The sequence below is a fragment of the Neobacillus niacini genome, assembly GCF_031457145.1.
In the GTDB taxonomy this organism is placed as follows: Bacteria; Bacillota; Bacilli; order Bacillales; family Cytobacillaceae; genus Neobacillus; species Neobacillus niacini_J.
In genome coordinates this window covers 50987-71082 of sequence record NZ_JAVDVZ010000003.1, presented here as the reverse complement: position 1 = coordinate 71082, position 20096 = coordinate 50987, and the positions used below count along the sequence as shown (strand labels likewise).

Genomic DNA, 20096 nt, shown 5'->3' with positions numbered 1-20096 from the left:
CTATAGTCAGTTGAAATTTATTCGTTCTTTAATTATCTCAAATTCATTTATCTCGAATTGAAGATATTTTTATTATATATTATCTACTACATTTGTCAACAGCAAATAAGAAAAAATAAGAAAAACCCCTTTATGAAATTTTTCATAAAGGGGATCAGGTTTACTGTACATTAAATTCCTCTTGCAGGATTTCCTCAGTTTGAGGCATCGTTAAACCTAAGTGCCAGCATCCCATTCCACCTAGTCCATATTGCCCAACTAACCGGAACTTAACAAGCAGGCTTCGTGGGTCTTCAAACCACACTTCGTGTAATATTCCCTTATTGTCTACATAACGAAACCACGGTGCAGCAGCCTTCTCGTCATAATGTACAGCACTTTGATAGCCTGTATATAAATCTATTGCATGTTGGGTTGAATAAGCTTTTCCAGACTGCTTCTTCTCTTTTATCGTCCAATCATAAGCATACTGAGGAATTCCAAGCATCAACTTTTTTCTATCCACAACGGATACAGCATAGTCAAGTGTTGCTTTTACTTCTGCAATGGGGGCGATTGGACCTGATGGGCCTCCAGGCCAATGCCAGTCATAAGTCATTAAAAATAACCTATCCAGATACTTTCCAAGCGTTTGATAATCATACCCTGCTGAATAGGATGGATCCTGGTCTCCTTTTTTAGGCGGGACGGCCATCATGACCTCCATTCCTGCTGGATGTAGTTTTTGGGCCAGTTCTTTAATAAATTGGTTAAGGAGGCTCCGATCTTTAGGTCTAACTTGTTCAAAGCCGATTACAACACCTTTATAGTCGTGGCTATCCAAAAGGGAATAGATATTGTTAACAAATTTTTGTCTCAACCAATCAGTACTCATTAATGTATGAATTAGATCAGGATCGAATCCCTTTTCACTTAAATTGGATAAAGTAGCATAGGGAGTCAGATTCTTTTTCCATGCGATTTTATGTGCCTCATTCTCCTGCACTTCAATCAGATTGCCTTGTACATCAGGTTTATACTCAAACACAAAAATACCAGAAAGGGTACTTTTATAATTATTAATCATCCAGGTATTCGCGTTCTTATCTTTTGGAACAAAGTAGGTTCCAGTCCAAACATCCACTTTGGGTGGATGGGGGATATTCAATTTTTGTCCAGGAACAATGACTCTATTTTTCAACCCATTTTGGTTCATTAGCGTTTCTTCACTGATAGCATTTCGTTTTGCAATCTCCCAAACGCTGTCTCCTGTCTGCACGATGTAGGTAGAACCCGGGATTAACATTGCCTGCCCAGGAACTAGTCCCATATTTTTAGCTAAACCATTAAGCTTTGCAAGTTCGTCTTTGTTCATATTTATATTGTTTTGATATTTTAGCTAAGCTATCTCCATATTTCACTTCATGAATGACTTGTGCATTTACCAAATTTGGGGTCAACAGAACGATACAAACGGAAAAGAATAACCATTTAAGTTTTTGCACCATAAATTTATCTCCTGATTTTTTAAAAATTATTCTCATGAATGAAACAAGATAGGGTTTCTAGTGTTTATTGGATATAGTCTCCCATGTAATGCAAAAGAAATTTTACCCGTTTCTTCAGAAACAACAAGTGCAAGTGCATCGCTTTTTTCGGATATTCCTAGGGCTGCACGGTGGCGTGTTCCAACTTTCTTATCTCCAGTTACTGCGGTTGTCAGCGGAAGTACATTTGCTGCTGAGACAACTTGATTTCCTTTTATTAAAACCGCTCCATCATGTAATGGGTTACCTGGGTAAAATATCGATCCTAATAATTTTGCTGTTACGAGAGCTCCTATTGCTGTTCCCTTTTGGATAATGGTGTCAACAGAATCTCTACGTTCAACGACAATAAGTGCACCATGTCGGTTCTTCGATAGGATTTGAGCAGCAATTGATAACTCATCATATGTATCTGTAAAGGACGATAAATAACAATTTAAATAAAAAGAAGCCGCCATCGATTCAATTTTTATTAGCTGTTCTTTTACATCCTCTAGACTCCCTAATACACAGTAGTTTTCGTTACCTAGAATACTTAAATTGGTTTCAAGTAACTCAATTATATTTTTAATACCACCCTCCAAATTTTGCATTAATGGTGAAAAATCACAATTACTCTCCATAAAGATATTCCTCCAACTATATGCTAAAAGCCTTTCATTCCACTTTTCATTTGTTTACGATACTTGTTAGAAATAGTATTAGTTTGGCGATTAAAAATTATTTATGAGCATTCCGGCATAATCTCGTGCAACTTTAATTGATTTATTTTCTCATGTTTACTATAATGTACATAGGTTACTAAAAGTACACATGTTACTTTTTATATAATTCTATTTTATGAAGTGAGGTAAGGAAAATGAATATGTTAGAATCAAAAGTAATTCAAACTAAATATGAAAAAGAAATCTTTATAGAAGAAAAATCAAACATTGAAATTAACGAGTTTCGTACGCTTGATAAGGGCACTCCTTTTTATGAATTTATGGTAGGACTTGATCTAATTCGAATTAGGGATAATGAATATTATGGAAATAGAGAAAGTTACGTTACTATAAGAATTTCAGAAGATTTACAATCTCTTTTTGTAATAGAGCCTGATGTTCAAAGCATTTTTGCCGTCAAAAACAAACAAGAAAAAGAAGCAGCAATCGAATTAATTCAATATTTATTAGTTGATTCACAAACTTTTAAACAAGTGGTATCAGAAATGATAAATAACTTAAAGAGAGAAAATGTTGTTAATGTATTTGAAGTCAAGGAAGCAAACGCTAAGCTGGCTGTCCTAGAAAGATTATTAAACGTTAAAAATGAAGACATAAATTTCTTGATTAGAATGGAAAAAATAGCTTAGTTTTATAAAAAGGAGAAAAGCCCGGTTATCGGGCTTTTCTCCTTTTTTTATTGGGATAGTTCTTACTGAATATCGAATTCAAAAAATGGGTATAAAAAACGAATATCAAACACTATTTTTACATAGTATCTGATATTCGAATTACAATGAATAGTGGTTACCTTTTTTCAACTCTTCCATCCGCATGGCGTGCGAATCTTCCTGATTCACGCTTATTTACAGGATCTGGACGGTCCCACGGCCAGCCACCAAATTGTGTAGTTTGATAATCCTTGAATGCATCGCGAATTTCCTGCTCAGTATTCATTACAAACGGCCCATAGGATACGACAGGTTCTTGTATTGGCTCACCCTCTAGGAGCAGCATATAACTCTCAGATGAACCATTTGTAATTGTGATTTCCTGATCACCAGCAAGCTTTACACGGTGGTACGTTTCAATCGCTGTTTCGTCTATATTTAGTTTATCTCCTTGATAATAGTAAATATTTCTCGTCATTGTCGCTGAAACTGACGGCAGGGTGAAGACTGCATCCGGCTCCATATGAATAACGTAAATCCCCACATGATGATTTTTATCGTTTGCCCAAGAAGCAGAGTTTGGTTCTAAACTAGACTTGCCCTTCACACTTCCGGCAACCAGTCTTACGGTCGTTTTCTGTCCATTAGCAGCAGCCAATTGTACATCGGGGATATCCTCAGCCCATAACATTTTATATTCAGGATCAGCGAATTTTTCTTTTGCAGGTAGATTCAGCCATATCTGAAAGAATTCAAGCGGGTTAGCTTTGTCCTGATGGACGAGAGGAAACATTTCAGTATGCTGTGCGCCCTTTCCTGCTGTCATCCACTGAACATCTCCATTCCCAAATCGTCCTACGGACCCATATGAATCAAAATGATCGATAAGACCTTCAAGAACGACGGTTACCGTTTCAAAACCTCTGTGGGGATGTACAGGAAATCCCGGAACCGTTTTGCCATGATACATTCTAAAACCATCACGCAAGGTAAAATCCTCGCCAAGATTTCTGCCTTCTAATGAAACGTTAGGACCCTGCTGGTCATTTCCTGGAGGATATGCATCTTTATGATGTACGGTCATAAGAAACGGATCTTCGGTCTCCCATGGAAATCCTAATTTTTGTATTTTCATAATTTTGATATTCACTTCTATTTCCCTCCTTTAAGAGCCTTTTATTCCTTGATAAATTCCTTTGTACTTCTCACTGTTTCAATTGGGCGAACTAATTTTTCTATTTCTGCCCGTTTAGGCTCTAAGAATGGAGGTAACGATAATTTTTCCCCAAGCGTTTCATAGGATTCATCTCCCATAAAGCCAGGACCATCTGTAGCGAACTCAAATAGAATTTGTGGTGCAACTCTTACATATAAGGACTCAAAAAAGTGACGATTTACATAACCGGATGTATGGAATCCAAAACCATTCATTCGCTCAATCCATTCTTCTAAAACAGTGCGATCCTCTACACGTAATGCTGCATGGTGAACCGTACCAAATCCTTGTCGAGCTTCAGGAAGAACCGCATTATATTCTACAATGACCGAGGCACCATTTCCGCCTTCCCCTACTTCAAATAAGTGGAATGAACCTTCTTTATCTGTCTCTTTAAATAGTAATACTTTTTCCATCATTTCTTTAAAGTAATCAAAATTTGCTATTCGAACAAAAACAGGTCCTAAACCAGTAATGGCATATTCTAATGGAATTGGACCTTTCTGCCAAGGTGTACCGGATTCCACCCCTTTGTTGAATTCATCTGAAATCAATTGATATTGTTGATCATCAAAATCAACGAAAGAGAGAGTTTTCTTGCGAAATTGTTCTTTGATTCCAGTGTGTTTGACTTCTAAACGATTAAAACGTTTTACCCAATAGTCTAACGCAGCATCACTTGGCACACGGAACGATGTCTTAGAAATTTCGTTTGTACCATGTACACCTTTCGGAATGCCTGGGAAGTCAAAGAACGTCATGTCTGTGCCTGCACTGCCTTTATCATCGGCAAAGAATAAATGATAGGTTTGAATATCATCTTGATTGACTGTTTTTTTAACTAATCGCATACCTAACACATATGTGAAAAATTCATAGTTCTTTTCTGCACTGCTTGTAATTGCTGTTACATGATGTATTCCTTTTAAATGGTTCATTATATATTCCTCCAAGTGTCTAATTTAAGATTAATGGACGTAATTTTTCTTCGATTGCTTTTCGATTTGGTTCCAAAAATGATGGAAGTGATAGTTTTTCTCCCATTGTTTCCATTGGTTCATCTGTCGCAAATCCCGGGGTATCCGTAGATAATTCAAATAAGATGCCATTGGGTTCCCTGAAATATAATGCCTTGAAGTAATACCGTTCCACTTTCCCTGAATTCGGTAACCTGTGTTCTTGCAAACGCTCTGCCCATTGATTATATTCTTCCTCATTTGGAACACGGAAGGCAACATGGTGAACACCACCACGACCTAAGCGGGCTCTTGGCAAATCGGGTCTTGTTTCAATATGAACCTCCGCACCACTGCCGCCTTCGCCAGTCGCATAAACCGATATATCAGGATGATCCCCTTCAAGTGACGGATAGGACCCGACAAAGCGAAAACCCATAACTTCTGTTAAAACACCGATAGTTGGTCCTGCAATTGCCACTGTTAATGTTACAGGTCCTAAACCAATAATGGCATGTTCAAATGGAATGTCATCCCTTTGCCAAGGAACTCCTGCTCTTACACCCTTTTCACCGTTATCAGCTACCAGTATTATGCTTGTCCCCTCGAAATCTCTGAAAGCCAAGGTATCACGATTTGCTCTTTTTTGAATCTCATCATGTTCAACCCCAAATTGGTTAAACCGTTCTTTCCAAAATAACAATGAATCCGAGTTTCTAACCCTTAGTGATACAGTAGAAATATCTGAAGTTCCCCTGTATGTTTGCCCAAGATGAGGAATGTCAAAGAACGTCACTTCCGTTCCTGGGGTTCCTTCACCGTCAGCATAGAAAAGATGATAGGATTCTGTATTATCCTGGTTTACAGTTTTCTTCACCAATCTCATTCCTAAAGTTTTTGTATAAAATTCATAATTTTTTTCCGCTTTTCCTGTTAATATTGATACATGATGTAGTCCTAAGAGTTCCATCTTCTAATCACTCCTGTCATACTATTAATTTAATCCATTTGGAGCATGCACTTTTACGATAGCCATTAAATTAATTCCTGCAAATATTATTCCTCCAAGTGGTGTTCATAGTCCTAAAGCTAGTAAACCAATTACCAAAGAATTAGTAATAAACCAATGGTTTATTATTTTAAATTCTTCTTTTTATCTTGAATTCGAGATATTAGTTTAAAAAAATACAGGCTTACACTTTATTCCTTACTAGATGATTGGATTACTATCAGAAAGGGCAAATTATTGCATTTGCTCTCCATTAAATCCACCTCCAAAAAAATTTTGAATTAAATTATCTTGAATTTAATTATCTTGAATATGAGATAATAATAATACTTTTATATTTTTTTGTCAATAACTTATTATTTTATTGAACTAAAATGCCCTTATATGTAGTACAAGGGCATAATATTTAACATTAATGACATTAAATATTACGCCCTTGTTGAGATTATCTTATTTTGCTAGTCTCTTCATGAACCAATTCCATTTCAAGCTTTATGACGCTGCATGATTCGTTGTCATAAAATCCTCAAATGCTCCCACTTTCAATGGTCTGCTGAAGAAGTAACCTTGTCCAAGTATATAACCATCTTTGCTAAGTTCATCAACATGTTCCTTTAGTTCGATTCCTTCTGCAATGACATTTAATCCGATGTATTTTGCTAAGTTTATGATAGCCTTTGCAATTTTGAAACAGGATTAGATCCAAAATGGCTTGAATTTGAGATAACTGAAAGTGTCTTGGCAAGTGTCAAAAGCACGGTATCCATTTTAAAGGAAATTCGAAATCTAGGCATCCATATTTCTGTCGATGATTTTGGAACAGGGTATAGTTCACTAAGTTATATTAAAGACCTTCCAATTGATACATTAAAAGTCGACCAATCGTTTGTAAAAGATTCATACGAATAAAGAAAGTAAGGTATTCGTCAATCTTTATAAGGCGTATGAAGACCAAAATCCCTTTAGAAAACGGAGAAAGTGGTCTTCATAAAGGCAATGACGACCTAATCCCTTTGGAAACCCATACAAAGTGGTCTTCATAGAGGAGATGACCACCACACCCCTTTGGAAAGCCAATGAAAATGATCTTCATAGCAAATGCCATATGTTCATCAAACTGAATTGCCTAGTAATAAGAAAAACTCCTTTATCTCATTATGAAATAAAGAAGTCTTTTTTTACCAATTTATTCACTGCTTACTTGTACAATGGAACCTCCCATTTCTCGCCTGCTTTTTCATAACGTGTTACGGAAAGAAGATGTAAAGTTAATTCCTCAGGAACTTCATCGACATCATAAGCTCTGAGGTCAAGGGTTGTCTTGTAGCGTCCGTTTTTATCCTTTTCATCTAGAATCGACCCGCTATGATACGCAAGGAATGCTTTACCATGGTTATCCACAATAACCCAATCTCCAAAATCAGAACTCCCAGCTTCTTTTCCGCCTTCCATTTCAATGGTAAAAATATTTTCGATATCAACTGGATTAAGTGACTTGCGGAGAGATAACTTAAGCTTCTTTTCCGCCCCTTTTATCGTGATGAAATTTCCTTCATATTCAAACGAGACCGGGTTCCTCTTCAATTCTTTCGGTTTAAACTTTATCGAAAAATCGGAAGGTACTGTTTTAACAACACCGTCCAAAACAAATGTTAGTTTGCCGTCCTCTTTTTGCGGGATAAAGGATTCATTCCAGGCCACCTGCCCGATTTGCCCCATATCGGCTCCGGAACCTTGTATTATTCCTGAATCACTCGGGTGCCCTTTCCCTTCAAAAAAACTATTATGATGGTAAACAGCTTTCTTTTCCTCGTTCTCAATATGATATTGAATGGCCGTTCCAAAGTTCGTGAAATAGTTGACGTTTTCTTCACCAAATCTCACTTTTAAATCTCTAATCTCCTCTTCTATCTTTGCCTGTTCTTCTTTGGCAAAAGACGTTTCATATAATAATTCACTCGAGGAAGGAGCAAATCGAACTTCCTTCATGTTAATGTTGACGCCATTCATGCTTGTTGCCGCACCATTTAATGAGAGAGTGGTGGTAAATTTATTTCTTTCTTTTAAATCAACCGGAACCTCCAATTCCCAATGACCCTGCACACCGTTCAACTCGACTAAATCAAATTTGACGTTGACTTCCTCTAAATCCTCTTGATCCCGCAACGAAAATTCGATTAAGCCGTACTCACTTCCATCCTGCCAGCCTATACCTACCCCTTCAAGCCTTTTTCCATTTTGATCGCTGGCGAAGATTTCGTTATTGGAATCCGCCAATTCGATATAGGAATCCTGTATTTTTCCTTTTTTATTTACGATTTGATAGGATAAAGCCACCCGAGAAGAATCTGCTACCACATCTTCTACTTTCAATGTAAGCCCTTGATCCGTCACTTCACGATTGACCCGCTCTGCCATACCTGCATTCGATGCCATTTTTAATCCTTCGTCTACTTGATCGGTTGCAAACAAGCCGCCAACCCACTTTGCAAAACTTGGATTCAGTGTGGTACTTAATCCAACTGCTAACACCACCCCTGCAGCAAAAAGCATTCTTCTTTTCCATGCAGGCTTTTTTGTTTGTTTTTCATAAGGCTCAAGCTGAGCAAGAATGGTCGAAGCAAAATCATCTGGCAGCGCCGGTGTTTGTAAGGTTTCTATTAAAAATTTCTGTTCTTTGTAAAGCTCCTCAACCATGTGTTTGCAATCATTGCAGCCTTTTAAATGGGTGCTGAGCTCAACCAGCTCCTGTTCCGTCAGCAGGTTATCAACATATTGTGACAGTTTATCGATCGTTGGACAATTCATGAAAATACCCTCCTTCTAGTTTGACAGAAGCTCTCATTTTTTGCTTAGCGCGATGAAGTTTATTCCGAACGCTTGAAACAGGGAGTTCACTCAACTCGCTAATTTCGCTATAGCTTAATTCATTAACATAGCGCAAAAGAATAATCATCCGCTCATCTTCAGGCAGGGCTGCAATTAGCCGCTCAAGCTGGCGATTTTTCTCCTTTTTCAAAAAAATGACTTCTGGATGATTGGGATTTACTACTTTTTCTTCATTTATTTCTACTTGTTTCATTTTATAGCTCTTCTTGCGGAACTCATCCATACAATGGTTAATTGCCACACGGTACATCCATTTGGAAAATGACCCCTTATTATCGTATTTCCCCAGCTGTTGATATACCTTAATAAAGGCCTCCTGTACTAAGTCCTGTGCATTATGCGGATTTCTTGTCATTCGTAAAATAGTGGCATATAACTGGTTTTTGTATTTATTAATAATGTGTGCATAGGCTTGCTTATTGCCAGATAACACTTCTTGAATCCATTGCCAATCTTCCTCCATAATAACCCTCCTGGTAAAACGATCATGCGCATGTCTCGTTTTTTCTATCATCTATTATAACGAGTTAACTCGATAAATAATTTCATATAAAAAAAAGGAGAGCAAAATTACTAACGGGTTCCGTTTCGTATCGCAAAACCTGAAAATGCTGCCGAAAATGCAACCCAATTTGTACCGTGTTTTGTATCTGTTTTTGAAATAAAAGAAATGGCTCAGTTCACTATACTGAGCCATTTCTTTTATTGATTTCTATTAGCTTGTTCAACTAACGCACCCTTATCTACAGTATGTTTCTCCACAGTCAAATCGTACCCACAGAGGCTCCAAGTCAAGTCCTTAAACACTTATCGACGGATACACATAAACAATGATAAAAGGTGCATTACATAAACGTTCTGTAGCTGATACTGTATATAAGGGTCAGTTTATGTTAATTACAATATTTTATTTTTAATAATGAAACTAAATTAATGCAACGCTAGTGATAAATAATATAAAAGATATTTCTTATTTTGGAACTCGGTTCAAATTATTTAACTCATCAGTTCCTTGAATTCTAGACCCTGTCAAAACCTTTTGTTCTTCATGAAACTCAACTTCATCTTGTCCTGAAATTACATCAAATGGAACGAATGGGATGTGAAAAGAAGTTACACTCTCTTTCTTTGCAAACACAGTATAATAAAAATTTATGATTAATATAAGTATTACGTTTAGATATCCTATTACTATTTCCATCTATATCGCCTCTTTCTTTCAATCTCTACAGCTTATTCTTTTTATTTACAAGATATTAGATTTAGATTTTTGCTATAAATCACAATATTCGGAAATTTCATTTCCGGTAGATAGGAGATTAGGAAGGTAAAACTTTTTGTCCTTACCATGAATACGAAATTCGGGGCCTGAAATACTAATGGCAGCTACTGTATTACAAAAAAAATCCTTAATAGGTACAGCCAAACAATATAGCAAACGGGCACTCGTCTTAACCGCAAGAAAATTGGAACGGTTGGTGTATTCGCTACTAAGCACCAATCAATTGAGCGTTTCATTAGTACTAGCAGATTGCACAACGGGTCATCACGTAAGAAAACTATCAGAACTGAAATCAAATACTCCATGGAATACCGTTATGATTGCAAATAATCGTAAAACACTCGCAACTTGCGAACATTGTTATTCTCATATTCAAATAGTTTGATATTAGACATTTAACCAAGTGAGAGCCGTATACGCTGAGAGGTGTGAAGGTTTGCAGGAAAGGGTTTGGAAATCATACAATCATTTTGTATGTGCACCGTATTCTTATCCTACTCTGAACAAAAGAAGGATAGCTCAATTTAGCGACTGTTATGGATTTATTTTTAAGAAGAATTATTGTTGGCAGATAGATAAGAGAATGACAAAAGAGTTAGTGATTACAGCTTTAAAGCGAGCAATTGGGCGACAACCTCCGAAAGAAGGGATAATTCACCATTCAGATCGAGGTAGTCAATATGCGTCAAAAGAATATCAGCAGATCCTTAGAGATCATAGAATTACAACTAGTATGAGTAGAAAAGGTAACTGTTACGATAACGCATGTATTGAATCTTTTCATAGCGTTATTAAAAAAGAGTTAATTTTTCATGAAAACTATCAAACTCGTAAACAAGCAAAAAACAGAATTCTGGAAAACAATTGTAAGTTTCTATAATTATAAAAGGATTCATTCAACAAATAACTATATGTCTCCTATTGCTTATGAAAAGCGATACTACAAACAAAGAAAAACAAATTGAACAATTTTCTCTGTTTGTAGTGTCCATTTTCTTGACAGAGTACCAAACTTTGCCTACAAGCGGTTTTTCGCAATTATATATAGCGTTTTCATTTTTAAGAATTATTAGAAAAACCTCGAAATGTATTTGACATTCCTTATTTATTGGAATAAGCAGGAACGGTAAGTTTACAAATATTTCCACCATAAAAAATTAGTGGCTTTTTCTCCTCGTTTCTTGAAATCTCTTTAACGAAACCGGTAACAATAACATGGTCACCACCTTCAAGAACTTCAAAAACATCACAAATAATTGTTGATAGATTTTCTTTTAATATGGGAACACCATTTGGGGAAAGTTCATATTGTGCATTTACAAATTTATCTACTCCTCCCTTTGCAAATGACCAACAATCGTTTTCTTGTTCTTCTGATAATATATTCACTACAAACGGACGACCTTTTTGGAAAGCTGGTACACTACTACTTTTCTTATCAATGCAAACTAATATTAAAGGTGGATCTAATGATAAAGACGAAAATGCATTTGCGGTTAAGCCAATATTTTTTCCATCTTCACCTTTTGCTGTAATAATAGTAACACCTGTGGCAAATGTCCCCACTGTATTTCGAAATTCCCTTTGATCCATCACACATCTCTCCTTTTAAAATCGTTCTTATTATAATATAAACACATAAGTAATTTCGATGTAAAATACAAATTTTCAATATCAATATAAGCATGTGTTATGATCGATCTTAATCAAAACACCAGTGGTTAAAACAAAAACAACATGTCAATACACCCAAAGGTGCAAGAGCCAGTGCCATTATTTACAGTATTGTGGAGACAGCGTTAGAATTAAATCCATATTACTATTTCCGCTATCTATTTGAGCAGCTTCCCAATATGAATTTAACAGAAGTAGATGCCATTAATCCATTACTTCCATGGTTAACAACTCTATCAGTTTCATGCAATGCCTTTAACAAGATAACTAAATAATAATTTAGGTCCCTCTGAGAAAATACAGGTGGGGCTATTTAACGCTTACGTTATAGCTGAAAAAGTCACATACCCCGTACTTTCAGAAGTTCGTCAGCAATATAGTTTATTGTTCTATTTCATTACATTCTCACCATATCTGTTCAGCCCAAGCACCATGATTTAACCACCCTATCGCGTAGGCTTTCGTCAGCTGGAATCGCGCCCCTATAATGGAATAGCTAAAACAATGATCTCTATCTTAAAATAAAATAATTTTTCTTTCTCTAAAGCTACCCTTTACTTTAAGTGTATTTATTCACAAGTACTATCCATACCTTTTGGATGATATTTACTTAGCTAAGAGATAGACTTGGCTACCTTCCTATAATACTTCTGCCTTCCACTTCAAATTCCTTAATTATTGCAGTTGGTCTTAATACTTCAGCTGGGTTGAATTCAGATAATGGCTCTCCATTTTTAACTTTGTTCACCCAATCATGGTTAGCTAACGCCCCTTTACCTAAAGTCACTACATCAGCTGCTCCTTGCTCTACCATTTCACTGGATTTGGAAGGATCTTCTAGATTTCCATTTGCGATGACTGGAATTTTGCCGTATTTCTTCGCAAAAGCTGCAAGAGATACATGACTTGTATCAAAAGCTGGCTTACATGCTTTATGCTCTGTCACATGAATATAATCAAGACCAGCTTTACCTAATTGACCAAAGATAATTTCAGCATCTTTCTCTTTTCCTGACCATTTATGTTCGGAGTCGTTAACTTTTCTTTGTGAAATTCGGATTCCAACCGTGAAATTAGGACCCACAGCTTCACGCACGGCTTCAGAAACTTCCACCAATAAGCGAACTCGCTTTTCTGTAGTACCTCCGTACTGATCTGAACGCTGATTTGTATAATCAGTCAGGAAAGCATCTAACAAATAACCGTTAGCACCATGGATTTCTACTCCATCAAATCCAACCGATTGAGCACGTTTCGCTGAATCTACAAATCCTTTGATAACGTCTTCAATATCTTTTTTTGTTGCTTCTTTTGGAAGAGGAAATGGTCCTTTCCCTCCAAAGAATTTCAGTTGCTCTCCTTTAGGGTAAACAACAGATGGAGCAATCGTGCCTTCCATAAAACGATTTCCTTGAGATAGAGGGCCTGTATGCTGTAACTGCATAAAGATTTTTGCACCTGCTTGATGAACAGAATCGACAAGTTTTTTCCATATCTGAGCTTGTTCCTCATCTATAATTCCAGGTTGATTGAAGTAACATTGACTATATTGATTATCTGTATATATCCCTTCTGTAATAATCAGTCCGAATCCTCCCTTGGCAAAAGAGGTGTAGTATGAAATCATTTGATCGGTCACTAAGCCCTCTGCGGTAGCACTCGTGCGAGTCATAGGTGCCACTCCAACTCGATTATCTAAAGTTGTATTACCTAATGTAACGGGCTCAAATAATCGTCTTGTATTTAACATGATCGAAACCCCCCTTTGATAGCGCTCTCCTATCTAATTTGTAATTAAAAGGTTAACACACTAAAATCATTAACAAACAAACGTTCTAAACATCGTATAAACGATTAGTCAATCCATTGAACAGCGTCACAGAACCTAAATTCTGTAGGTCTGTGTTTCTTTAAAATAAGCAATTATGAAATTGATTCAATAGAATATTAGTTTTCTATAATAAATCTATTTTGTGATCACCTTTTGCATCATAACAACTTCCTTAGATAAACGAGCTATTTCCTCCAATATATCGTTGCTTACAATTTTATTATCTTGAAAGTTATCATTATGAACAAATACATAATTCGGGGCTACAAAGGATTTAAAATAACCTGCAATTGGTTTAAGTTGATTTTCAATCATAAGATAATGTTGGTAGTTTCCTCCAACTGCTACAAAACCGATTACCTTATTATTCATCACTTCAACTGGAATCAAATCGAAAAGATTTTTTAGTGTCCCTGGCATTGTGCCATGAAAAATCGGTGTACCAATAATATAAGAATCGGCACTTGATACAATATCAATGACTTTCTTGGTATCACCCATATAAGTTTTTGGGTCACGACCATCACAAAATTGTAAATCATATTTCTTAAGATCTAATAATTCAACTTCTATATTTGAATCAATTTCTTTAACATCTTCTAATACCTTTTCAACAGTAATTTTTGTTTTTGATCCCACGATTGTTCCACTGATACCCAAAATTTTCATATAAACACATCCTTTTTATGTATTAGTTGTTATTCCATTTGTCGACTTATCTTGTTAAACAAATTTAATAGAATCCATTCCTCTTTTTAGAAAATTCTATAAATCTATCTTGGGACAAAAATAGCGTTAATACTAATAATGGTAATGATCTTTGTGAAATGATGATGGGATTTATGTAGTAGATACGAACGCTACAAATGGGATTGAGTAGTAAAAGAAATAGGGTACATACAATCTCGTGAACCCTTTTTTTAAAAAAAATTAGTTTAATTAACTATACAACTAAGACAAAGCATCCTTGTGCTTTAAATTAACATCATGATTTACAACACTACTCTCAATATTTTTTATATACTTATATAATTCAAGTATTCATCAAACATAACGGACAATCCATTCTTGCCGATTTTCATTCGGCCATTCGATTTAATCTCCTTGGAATGATGCATATAGAGGAGGAAATGAATGATTTTGTTCCGCCGCTCCAGGATATCTACACTTCCCTTATGATAAAACCAGGAGTCAATGACATTATATACCCCGCGATTGACGCCAAATTCCTCTTCACAGAACTGCACGAAAGACAAATCAGGCAAATGAGGGATTTCATCTTGATTAGGAATCCCCCTCCGTTCCCGGTAGAGATTAGTTTGAGGGGATTTCTTCGTTCCCGGCAAAGCGAATCTGTTTCGGACAAGTTCAACATCCCGACAGATTTGCTGAACCAATTCATCCTTATCCGGAAAAGAAATCTCTTTCCTTACAAAAAAGTGAAGATCGACTGTCAATCGTTCATGATAAATGTCTTGATTAAAATCAAACAAGTGGACTTCATAACTGATCTGGCCATGATCATGAAAAGTCGGCCTTATGCCAATATTCATGATGCCGTAAAATTGCTTAGCCGAAAGAGTAACCGATACCCCATAAACCCCATGTTTAAGTCGGGGCGTCGGAGAGGCCAAAGTTAGATTGGCGGTCGGGAATCCAATCGTTCTCCCCAGCTGCTTGCCTTTTATCACTACTCCTTCAACCGTACAAAGGACCGAAGCCATATGTATCCTCCTCGTATATTAGATAGACTCTCGGCATTTACCGAGTCAGATGGTTCAAGGGTTTTATTGAACCACTTATATATAATTCTTCCTACTTTGGGTAGGGGATTTTTCATTATAAACATAGAATTGGAAATTCTATGTTTAAATTTCTTGGCTGAAATCTATTTTATTACAATTTAGAAGGTTGGTTTATAGGGTATGTTCCCTTTGGAAGCGCTTTAAATTCAGTGGTTAAACCATCTACCTCTCCTTGATTTAATCCTCCAGAACGACTGCCAGATCACACTCTGCTATGGAATGTCCTTCCTTTACCTTGATTTCCTTGACAACACCCGCTGGCCTACCTTTGTTTCAATTTTCCATACAGATCCCGATATTTCAGCTCTTACTTGAATAAGTGCCATGTGAGCATCACCTTTCCCATTAACTTAATATTTAAAACAGTTAAAATTTTTCTTATTTGTATATTATATAAACATATAAGTGATTTCGATGTAAAATACAAATTTATAATATCAATATAAGCATGAGTTATGATTGAACTTAATCAAAACACTGTGTTTCTATTACAGTCACTGTATAGGCGTACAGCATCACGAAAAGGAAAGAAACGAGCAGGAATTGTCGTTGCTCGTGCCATGTTACGTATCTCTTATTATCTCTTAACACGAAAATAAATGTATATAGACTTAGGTGAAGACTACTTTGATAAACAGAGACAGCAATCCATTGTTCGACATTCACTACGAAGACTTGAAAGTTTAGGATACACAGTTACGTTACAAGAACCAGAAGCATCTTAATCTATTCAACTCGATTCCAAAACCAGGGAATTAGGTGCTCTCCCATTTTAAAAAATGAACAAGTCCGCAACGGTGTGAAAGACTTAACATTTTATGAAAAAAAGGAGCCGTGTGCTTCTTTCTGCACAAAGCTCCTTTTGTTATGATTTCACTATCTTGTTGATTTACTCACTTTACTTACGGCTTAACCACGAGCTTGCCCCAGGTTTTACGGCTTCCTAAAAGATCTAAAGCTTGCGGTACTTCTTCGAATGGCAGAGGATTGTAAATGAGCGGGCGTACATCGCCACGTTCATATAGGGCCAGAAGGTCCTGATGAATCTCTCTAACCTGTTCAGGGAAGTTGTCCCGGAATAATCCCCAATGTACCCCAACTACAGAATAGTTCTTAACGAGTACATGGTTAGTCGGTGCATCTGCAATGCGTCCCCCGGCAAAACCAATAACTAGCAGTCGACCGTCAAATGCAATGCACTTTCTGGAGCGATCAAAGGTATCACCACCAACCGGATCGCAAATCACATCTGCCCCGCGTCCTCCTGTTTCTTCTTTGACGATTTTGACGAAATCTTCCGTAAGATAATCGATGACCACGTCAGCGCCCAGATCCTTGCAAATCTGTGTCTTCTCCGGTCCACCCGCGGTTGCAATCACACGTGCTCCCGCTGCCTTTCCCAATTGAATCGCTGCGGAGCCGACGCCGCCAGATCCCGCATGTACCAACAGTACTTCACCAGCTTTGAGATTTCCTCGTTTGTGGAGTGCATAATAAGATGTCTGATAAGTGATAAACATAGCTGCTGCCTCTTCAAAAGACATGGAATCAGGTATCGGAAAAACGGATCCTTCTGAAACAGCTACCCATTCGGAAAGTCCTCCAGCAGGCAACTGAGGCCTGGCAAATACCCGTTGCCCAACAACAAATGAACTCCCCTCACCAACCGCCCGGACAATTCCGGAAGTTTCAGCACCCGGTGTAAACGGCAACGGTGGCTTTGATTGATACTTTCCTTGACACAGCAGGATATCAAAAAAGTTTAATGCCATTGCCTTAACCTCTATCAATACCTGTCCCGTTCCCAAACTAGGTTTAGGTACCTCTCTAATTTGCAATACATCACTTGGATTCCCATTTTCAGTAACTACCCAACTACGCATTAATAATTACCTCCCTTTTAATCTATCAAAACATATATGAAGTATAAATGTACAATACTAATACAGAATATCAATATAAGTATCAGTTATGACGACATTGGTCTTCTTTTGTTTCCTTAACTAGACAATATAGTTGAGGCAAGACCCGTGTGCACCTGGCCAGCCCTAAACTGTTCTGAGGCAAGTGCATCGAGCAGAAAAGGAATATTCGTCTTTATTCCAGAGACATCAAATTCCCTTAGTGCATCTATTAGGATTCCGATCGTTTTTTCGCGGTTTTCCGCATGGGCAATCACTTTAGCGATCATTGGATCGTAAAAGGGAGTTACTGTCAACCCTTCTGCGTATCCCGTTTCCACACGAATGCCGTTTCCGCTAGGCGTACGAAATGTTTTGAGTTTACCTGGAGATGGAAAGAATTTCTTCGGATCTTCCGCATACACTCTTACCTCGATGGCATGTCCACTGCGCTCGATGGTTGCAGGTAAAATATGGCTTAATCGTTCACCCGCAGCGGAACGGATCTGTGCTACAACGAGATCCACTCCCGTAATCTCTTCCGTGACAGCATGCTCCACCTGAAGACGGGTATTCATTTCTAGAAAACTATAGGATCCGTCACTTCCCCGCAGCATCTCAACTGTTCCGATATTGTCGTATCCAATGTCTTGCAGCACTTTGATGATTTGTTGCGCCAACCCATCCATTTCTTTTAAATCTACAGCAGGTGCCGGTGCTTCCTCGATGATTTTCTGGTGACGTCGCTGCACGGAGCAATCTCTTTCAAACAGGTGCTGTACCCCTCCGTGTTGGTCGCCAAGAATCTGGAATTCGATATGGCGCGGCTGAACCATGTACTTTTCTAGGTAAACTTGATTGTTTGAAAACGATCGAAACGCCAAGGAACGGGCTCTTTCCACCACTTTAAGCAATTCTTCCTCGTCATGAGCCGGAAGCATGCCTATTCCGCCGCCTCCACCAGCGGGTTTGACCAACACTGGGAAGCCAATATGACGGCCTTGCGCGATGATTTCCTCTTGATCATCACTAAGAATGCCCGATCCACGCCCAATAGGCATACCGTATTTGGCCATCAACTCCCGCGCCTGACTCTTGTGGGACATCGCGTCAATCCATTGGGGTGACGGTCCTATGAAACGGACGCCGGCACTTTCTACACGTGCAGCAAATTCCGTGTTCTCAGACAGAAACCCATAACCGGGGTGAACACCATCTGCTCCCGTATCTTTAATCACTTTTAATAGAGCATCCTGGTTCAGATAACTAGCTTGAGCCTGTGCTTCTCCAATCAGATACGCCTCATCTGCTTCTGCAAGATACGGCGCCCCTGCATCGGCCTCAGAGTAAACGGCAACAGAACGGATGCCGAGCGTGCGGAGGGCACGGATCACACGCCTGGCCACATCCCCTCTATTCGCCACTACTACCTTATGAAATTGATGAATCCCCCTCGTTTTGCGCTCTCCTTTATCGATCCGTTGTGTTTCTAGATTCATTTGGCAACACCTCTTTTTTAAGTTTGGTTGAACGAAGACAATTACGTGAAAATTTTTAATATTATAACTTTAGTTATACTTATAAAGATAAATAATGTAAAATAATAATATTGAACATTAACATAAATATTACTTATAAGGTGTGATTACATGCGCATTGAACAGCTAATCTACTTAATCGAAATATCGAAATGTGGATCTATTTCATCAGCAGCAGAGCAGCTTCACATTTCACAGCCGGGCATCAGTCAAGCTATTAATAGTCTGGAAGAAGAGATGGACACGAAATTATTCCATCGTTCCAAAAAAATTGGTACGCAACCGACAGAAGATGGAAAAAAAGCTATCAAAATTGCAAAAGAGATTTTAGGCAAATTAGATGAATTGAAAGAAGTTTCCAATGTTGAATCCGATCAATTAAACGGAACACTTTCTTTTTCCGTTATTCCAAGCGTTTGTATGAGTGTCTTACCTAAAACATTGGCCGTGTTTAAAAATAGGTTTCCCTTGGTAAAGATTGAACTTTCTGTAAAAGGTTCATTACAGATTGAGAGAGATGTACTAAATGGAAAAATCGATATTGGAATCATTTCCAATGGAAACTATGAGCAAAATAATTGGGAACATTCGGCGAAATTATCCTTTGAAAAATTGCACGACTTTAAGACTTTCGCATGTGTAGGCCAACAATCACCTTTATCGCGAAACGATTCCGTTTCCCCTGAAGAAATACTTAACTATCCGATCGTTATTTCCAGCTCCGATTTTAAAATGCATCATAAAATAACAGCATTGCTTAGAAAGTACAGTGAACCCAACATTCTTTTAACAACGGGTAACACGGAAGCCTCCAAACGAATTATAGCCGAAGGATTAGGAATTGGATTTTATACGGATTTGGAACTAAAAAACGACCCCTATGTACTTACGGGTAAAATTATTCCCTTGCAAATCTCCGGAGAGGAAAAGAGCTCTGTATTTGGCTGGATCAAGTTGAAAGACCAGTATCTCTCAAAGACTAGTAGAGAATTCATCAAAGTTCTGAAATCAACCATTTTAGTAGATTTCTAGGGAAAGCTGGGCACGCGACTAGGAAAAAGATGACTTCGGATGAGTTCTGAAGTCATCTTTTG

General features: G+C 37.6%; 21 protein-coding genes and 2 pseudogenes. 7 read left to right on the top strand and 16 right to left on the bottom strand.

Annotated elements, in window-relative coordinates; genetic code table 11:
* Positions 1-160: 160 nt before the first annotated feature.
* The gene (locus J2Y03_RS09310; RefSeq protein ID WP_310193197.1) at positions 161-1354 is read right to left on the bottom strand and encodes a glycoside hydrolase family 18 protein; all 1194 of its coding nucleotides are present in this window, start codon (positions 1352-1354) and stop codon (positions 161-163) included.
* Between the two features lie 165 nt (positions 1355-1519).
* The gene (cdaS, locus tag J2Y03_RS09305; protein WP_132096181.1) at positions 1520-2149 is read right to left on the bottom strand and encodes a sporulation-specific diadenylate cyclase CdaS; all 630 of its coding nucleotides are present in this window, start codon (positions 2147-2149) and stop codon (positions 1520-1522) included.
* 236 nt (positions 2150-2385) lie between these two features.
* Here cdaS and J2Y03_RS09300 point away from each other — a divergent pair, with 236 nt between their 5' ends.
* Positions 2386-2880, top strand: coding sequence for a hypothetical protein (locus tag J2Y03_RS09300; RefSeq protein ID WP_310193195.1), 495 nt, complete (start codon positions 2386-2388; stop codon positions 2878-2880).
* A 157-nt stretch (positions 2881-3037) separates the two neighbouring features.
* Here J2Y03_RS09300 and J2Y03_RS09295 read toward each other — a convergent pair whose 3' ends face one another.
* From J2Y03_RS09295 to J2Y03_RS09280, 4 genes are all read right to left on the bottom strand, one after another.
* Positions 3038-4051 carry a pirin family protein gene (locus J2Y03_RS09295; RefSeq protein ID WP_310193193.1) on the bottom strand — a complete coding sequence of 338 codons (1014 nt, stop codon included), beginning with the start codon at positions 4049-4051 and terminating at the stop codon, positions 3038-3040.
* Positions 4052-4077: 26 nt separating this feature from the next.
* The gene (locus J2Y03_RS09290) at positions 4078-5055 is read right to left on the bottom strand and encodes a ring-cleaving dioxygenase (RefSeq protein WP_310193191.1); all 978 of its coding nucleotides are present in this window, start codon (positions 5053-5055) and stop codon (positions 4078-4080) included.
* 19 nt (positions 5056-5074) lie between these two features.
* Complete coding sequence (locus J2Y03_RS09285) at positions 5075-6043, bottom strand: ring-cleaving dioxygenase (RefSeq protein WP_310193189.1); 969 nt, start codon at positions 6041-6043, stop codon at positions 5075-5077.
* 531 nt (positions 6044-6574) lie between these two features.
* Positions 6575-6718 carry a hypothetical protein gene (locus J2Y03_RS09280; RefSeq protein WP_310193984.1) on the bottom strand — a complete coding sequence of 48 codons (144 nt, stop codon included), beginning with the start codon at positions 6716-6718 and terminating at the stop codon, positions 6575-6577.
* Between the two features lie 102 nt (positions 6719-6820).
* Here J2Y03_RS09280 and J2Y03_RS09275 point away from each other — a divergent pair, with 102 nt between their 5' ends.
* A complete protein-coding gene (locus J2Y03_RS09275; protein ID WP_310193186.1) occupies positions 6821-6991 on the top strand; it encodes an EAL domain-containing protein in 171 nt (56 codons plus the stop codon).
* Positions 6992-7279: 288 nt separating this feature from the next.
* Here the strand turns inward: J2Y03_RS09275 and J2Y03_RS09270 are convergent, their stop codons facing one another.
* The 4 genes from J2Y03_RS09270 to J2Y03_RS28925 form a co-directional block, all read right to left on the bottom strand.
* Positions 7280-8890 carry a DUF4179 domain-containing protein gene (locus J2Y03_RS09270; protein WP_310193184.1) on the bottom strand — a complete coding sequence of 537 codons (1611 nt, stop codon included), beginning with the start codon at positions 8888-8890 and terminating at the stop codon, positions 7280-7282.
* Positions 8868-9434 (bottom strand): RNA polymerase sigma factor, encoded by a 567-nt coding sequence (locus tag J2Y03_RS09265; RefSeq protein WP_310193183.1) that lies wholly within the window; start codon positions 9432-9434, stop codon positions 8868-8870. Before J2Y03_RS09265 ends, J2Y03_RS09270 begins: the two co-directional genes overlap by 23 nt.
* A 507-nt stretch (positions 9435-9941) precedes the next feature.
* Complete coding sequence (locus tag J2Y03_RS09260; protein WP_310193181.1) at positions 9942-10172, bottom strand: DUF3951 domain-containing protein; 231 nt, start codon at positions 10170-10172, stop codon at positions 9942-9944.
* Between the two features lie 72 nt (positions 10173-10244).
* Positions 10245-10397 carry a hypothetical protein gene (locus J2Y03_RS28925; protein ID WP_396954188.1) on the bottom strand — a complete coding sequence of 51 codons (153 nt, stop codon included), beginning with the start codon at positions 10395-10397 and terminating at the stop codon, positions 10245-10247.
* A 79-nt stretch (positions 10398-10476) separates the two neighbouring features.
* On the opposite strand from J2Y03_RS28925, the gene J2Y03_RS29130 reads away from it, so the two are divergent.
* Positions 10477-10638 (top strand): HNH endonuclease, encoded by a 162-nt coding sequence (locus tag J2Y03_RS29130; protein ID WP_463675877.1) that lies wholly within the window; start codon positions 10477-10479, stop codon positions 10636-10638.
* Positions 10639-10771: 133 nt separating this feature from the next.
* Positions 10772-11218, top strand: a pseudogene (locus tag J2Y03_RS09250) (IS3 family transposase); the annotation flags it as partial.
* Between the two features lie 136 nt (positions 11219-11354).
* Here J2Y03_RS09250 and J2Y03_RS09245 read toward each other — a convergent pair.
* A complete protein-coding gene (locus J2Y03_RS09245; RefSeq protein ID WP_310193174.1) occupies positions 11355-11846 on the bottom strand; it encodes a flavin reductase family protein in 492 nt (163 codons plus the stop codon).
* 149 nt (positions 11847-11995) lie between these two features.
* Between J2Y03_RS09245 and J2Y03_RS09240 the strand changes: the two are divergent.
* A pseudogene (locus J2Y03_RS09240) lies at positions 11996-12202 on the top strand (IS66 family transposase); the annotation flags it as partial.
* Between the two features lie 356 nt (positions 12203-12558).
* Here the strand turns inward: J2Y03_RS09240 and J2Y03_RS09235 are convergent.
* The 3 genes from J2Y03_RS09235 to J2Y03_RS09225 all read right to left on the bottom strand — a co-directional run bounded on the left by J2Y03_RS09235 (position 12559) and on the right by J2Y03_RS09225 (position 15482).
* A complete protein-coding gene (locus J2Y03_RS09235) occupies positions 12559-13677 on the bottom strand; it encodes an NADH:flavin oxidoreductase (RefSeq protein ID WP_310193172.1) in 1119 nt (372 codons plus the stop codon).
* Positions 13678-13893: 216 nt separating this feature from the next.
* Positions 13894-14427, bottom strand: coding sequence for an NADPH-dependent FMN reductase (locus tag J2Y03_RS09230; RefSeq protein ID WP_310193170.1), 534 nt, complete (start codon positions 14425-14427; stop codon positions 13894-13896).
* 347 nt (positions 14428-14774) lie between these two features.
* On the bottom strand, positions 14775-15482 hold the full coding sequence (locus J2Y03_RS09225) for a riboflavin kinase (RefSeq protein WP_310193167.1): 708 nt from the start codon (positions 15480-15482) through the stop codon (positions 14775-14777).
* A 680-nt stretch (positions 15483-16162) separates the two neighbouring features.
* Between J2Y03_RS09225 and J2Y03_RS09220 the strand changes: the two genes are divergently transcribed.
* Entirely contained in the window at positions 16163-16288 is a 126-nt protein-coding gene (locus J2Y03_RS09220) for a hypothetical protein (protein ID WP_310193164.1), read from the top strand.
* Positions 16289-16465: 177 nt separating this feature from the next.
* Here the strand turns inward: J2Y03_RS09220 and J2Y03_RS09215 are convergent, their stop codons facing one another.
* Together J2Y03_RS09215 and J2Y03_RS09210 are read right to left on the bottom strand one after the other, a co-directional pair.
* Positions 16466-17446 (bottom strand): NADPH:quinone oxidoreductase family protein, encoded by a 981-nt coding sequence (locus J2Y03_RS09215; protein ID WP_310193161.1) that lies wholly within the window; start codon positions 17444-17446, stop codon positions 16466-16468.
* 116 nt (positions 17447-17562) lie between these two features.
* Entirely contained in the window at positions 17563-18963 is a 1401-nt protein-coding gene (locus J2Y03_RS09210; RefSeq protein ID WP_310193159.1) for an acetyl-CoA carboxylase biotin carboxylase subunit, read from the bottom strand.
* A 150-nt stretch (positions 18964-19113) separates the two neighbouring features.
* Between J2Y03_RS09210 and J2Y03_RS09205 the strand changes: the two genes are divergently transcribed.
* The gene (locus tag J2Y03_RS09205; protein ID WP_310193157.1) at positions 19114-20034 is read left to right on the top strand and encodes a LysR family transcriptional regulator; all 921 of its coding nucleotides are present in this window, start codon (positions 19114-19116) and stop codon (positions 20032-20034) included.
* Positions 20035-20096 lie beyond the last annotated feature (62 nt).

Coding starts and splice junctions, on each gene's coding strand:
- J2Y03_RS09230 (WP_310193170.1), bottom strand. CDS start 14,427: ATGAAAATTTTGGGTATCAGTGGAACAATCGTGGGATCAAAAACAAAA.
- J2Y03_RS09265 (WP_310193183.1), bottom strand. CDS start 9,434: ATGGAGGAAGATTGGCAATGGATTCAAGAAGTGTTATCTGGCAATAAG.
- J2Y03_RS09215 (WP_310193161.1), bottom strand. CDS start 17,446: ATGCGTAGTTGGGTAGTTACTGAAAATGGGAATCCAAGTGATGTATTG.
- cdaS (WP_132096181.1), bottom strand. CDS start 2,149: ATGGAGAGTAATTGTGATTTTTCACCATTAATGCAAAATTTGGAGGGT.
- J2Y03_RS09235 (WP_310193172.1), bottom strand. CDS start 13,677: ATGTTAAATACAAGACGATTATTTGAGCCCGTTACATTAGGTAATACA.
- J2Y03_RS09300 (WP_310193195.1), top strand. CDS start 2,386: ATGAATATGTTAGAATCAAAAGTAATTCAAACTAAATATGAAAAAGAA.
- J2Y03_RS09270 (WP_310193184.1), bottom strand. CDS start 8,890: ATGAATTGTCCAACGATCGATAAACTGTCACAATATGTTGATAACCTG.
- J2Y03_RS09260 (WP_310193181.1), bottom strand. CDS start 10,172: ATGGAAATAGTAATAGGATATCTAAACGTAATACTTATATTAATCATA.
- J2Y03_RS09225 (WP_310193167.1), bottom strand. CDS start 15,482: ATGGCTTCGGTCCTTTGTACGGTTGAAGGAGTAGTGATAAAAGGCAAG.
- J2Y03_RS09205 (WP_310193157.1), top strand. CDS start 19,114: ATGCGCATTGAACAGCTAATCTACTTAATCGAAATATCGAAATGTGGA.
- J2Y03_RS09310 (WP_310193197.1), bottom strand. CDS start 1,354: ATGAACAAAGACGAACTTGCAAAGCTTAATGGTTTAGCTAAAAATATG.
- J2Y03_RS09210 (WP_310193159.1), bottom strand. CDS start 18,963: ATGAATCTAGAAACACAACGGATCGATAAAGGAGAGCGCAAAACGAGG.
- J2Y03_RS09220 (WP_310193164.1), top strand. CDS start 16,163: ATGTATATAGACTTAGGTGAAGACTACTTTGATAAACAGAGACAGCAA.
- J2Y03_RS09285 (WP_310193189.1), bottom strand. CDS start 6,043: ATGGAACTCTTAGGACTACATCATGTATCAATATTAACAGGAAAAGCG.
- J2Y03_RS09245 (WP_310193174.1), bottom strand. CDS start 11,846: ATGGATCAAAGGGAATTTCGAAATACAGTGGGGACATTTGCCACAGGT.
- J2Y03_RS09290 (WP_310193191.1), bottom strand. CDS start 5,055: ATGAACCATTTAAAAGGAATACATCATGTAACAGCAATTACAAGCAGT.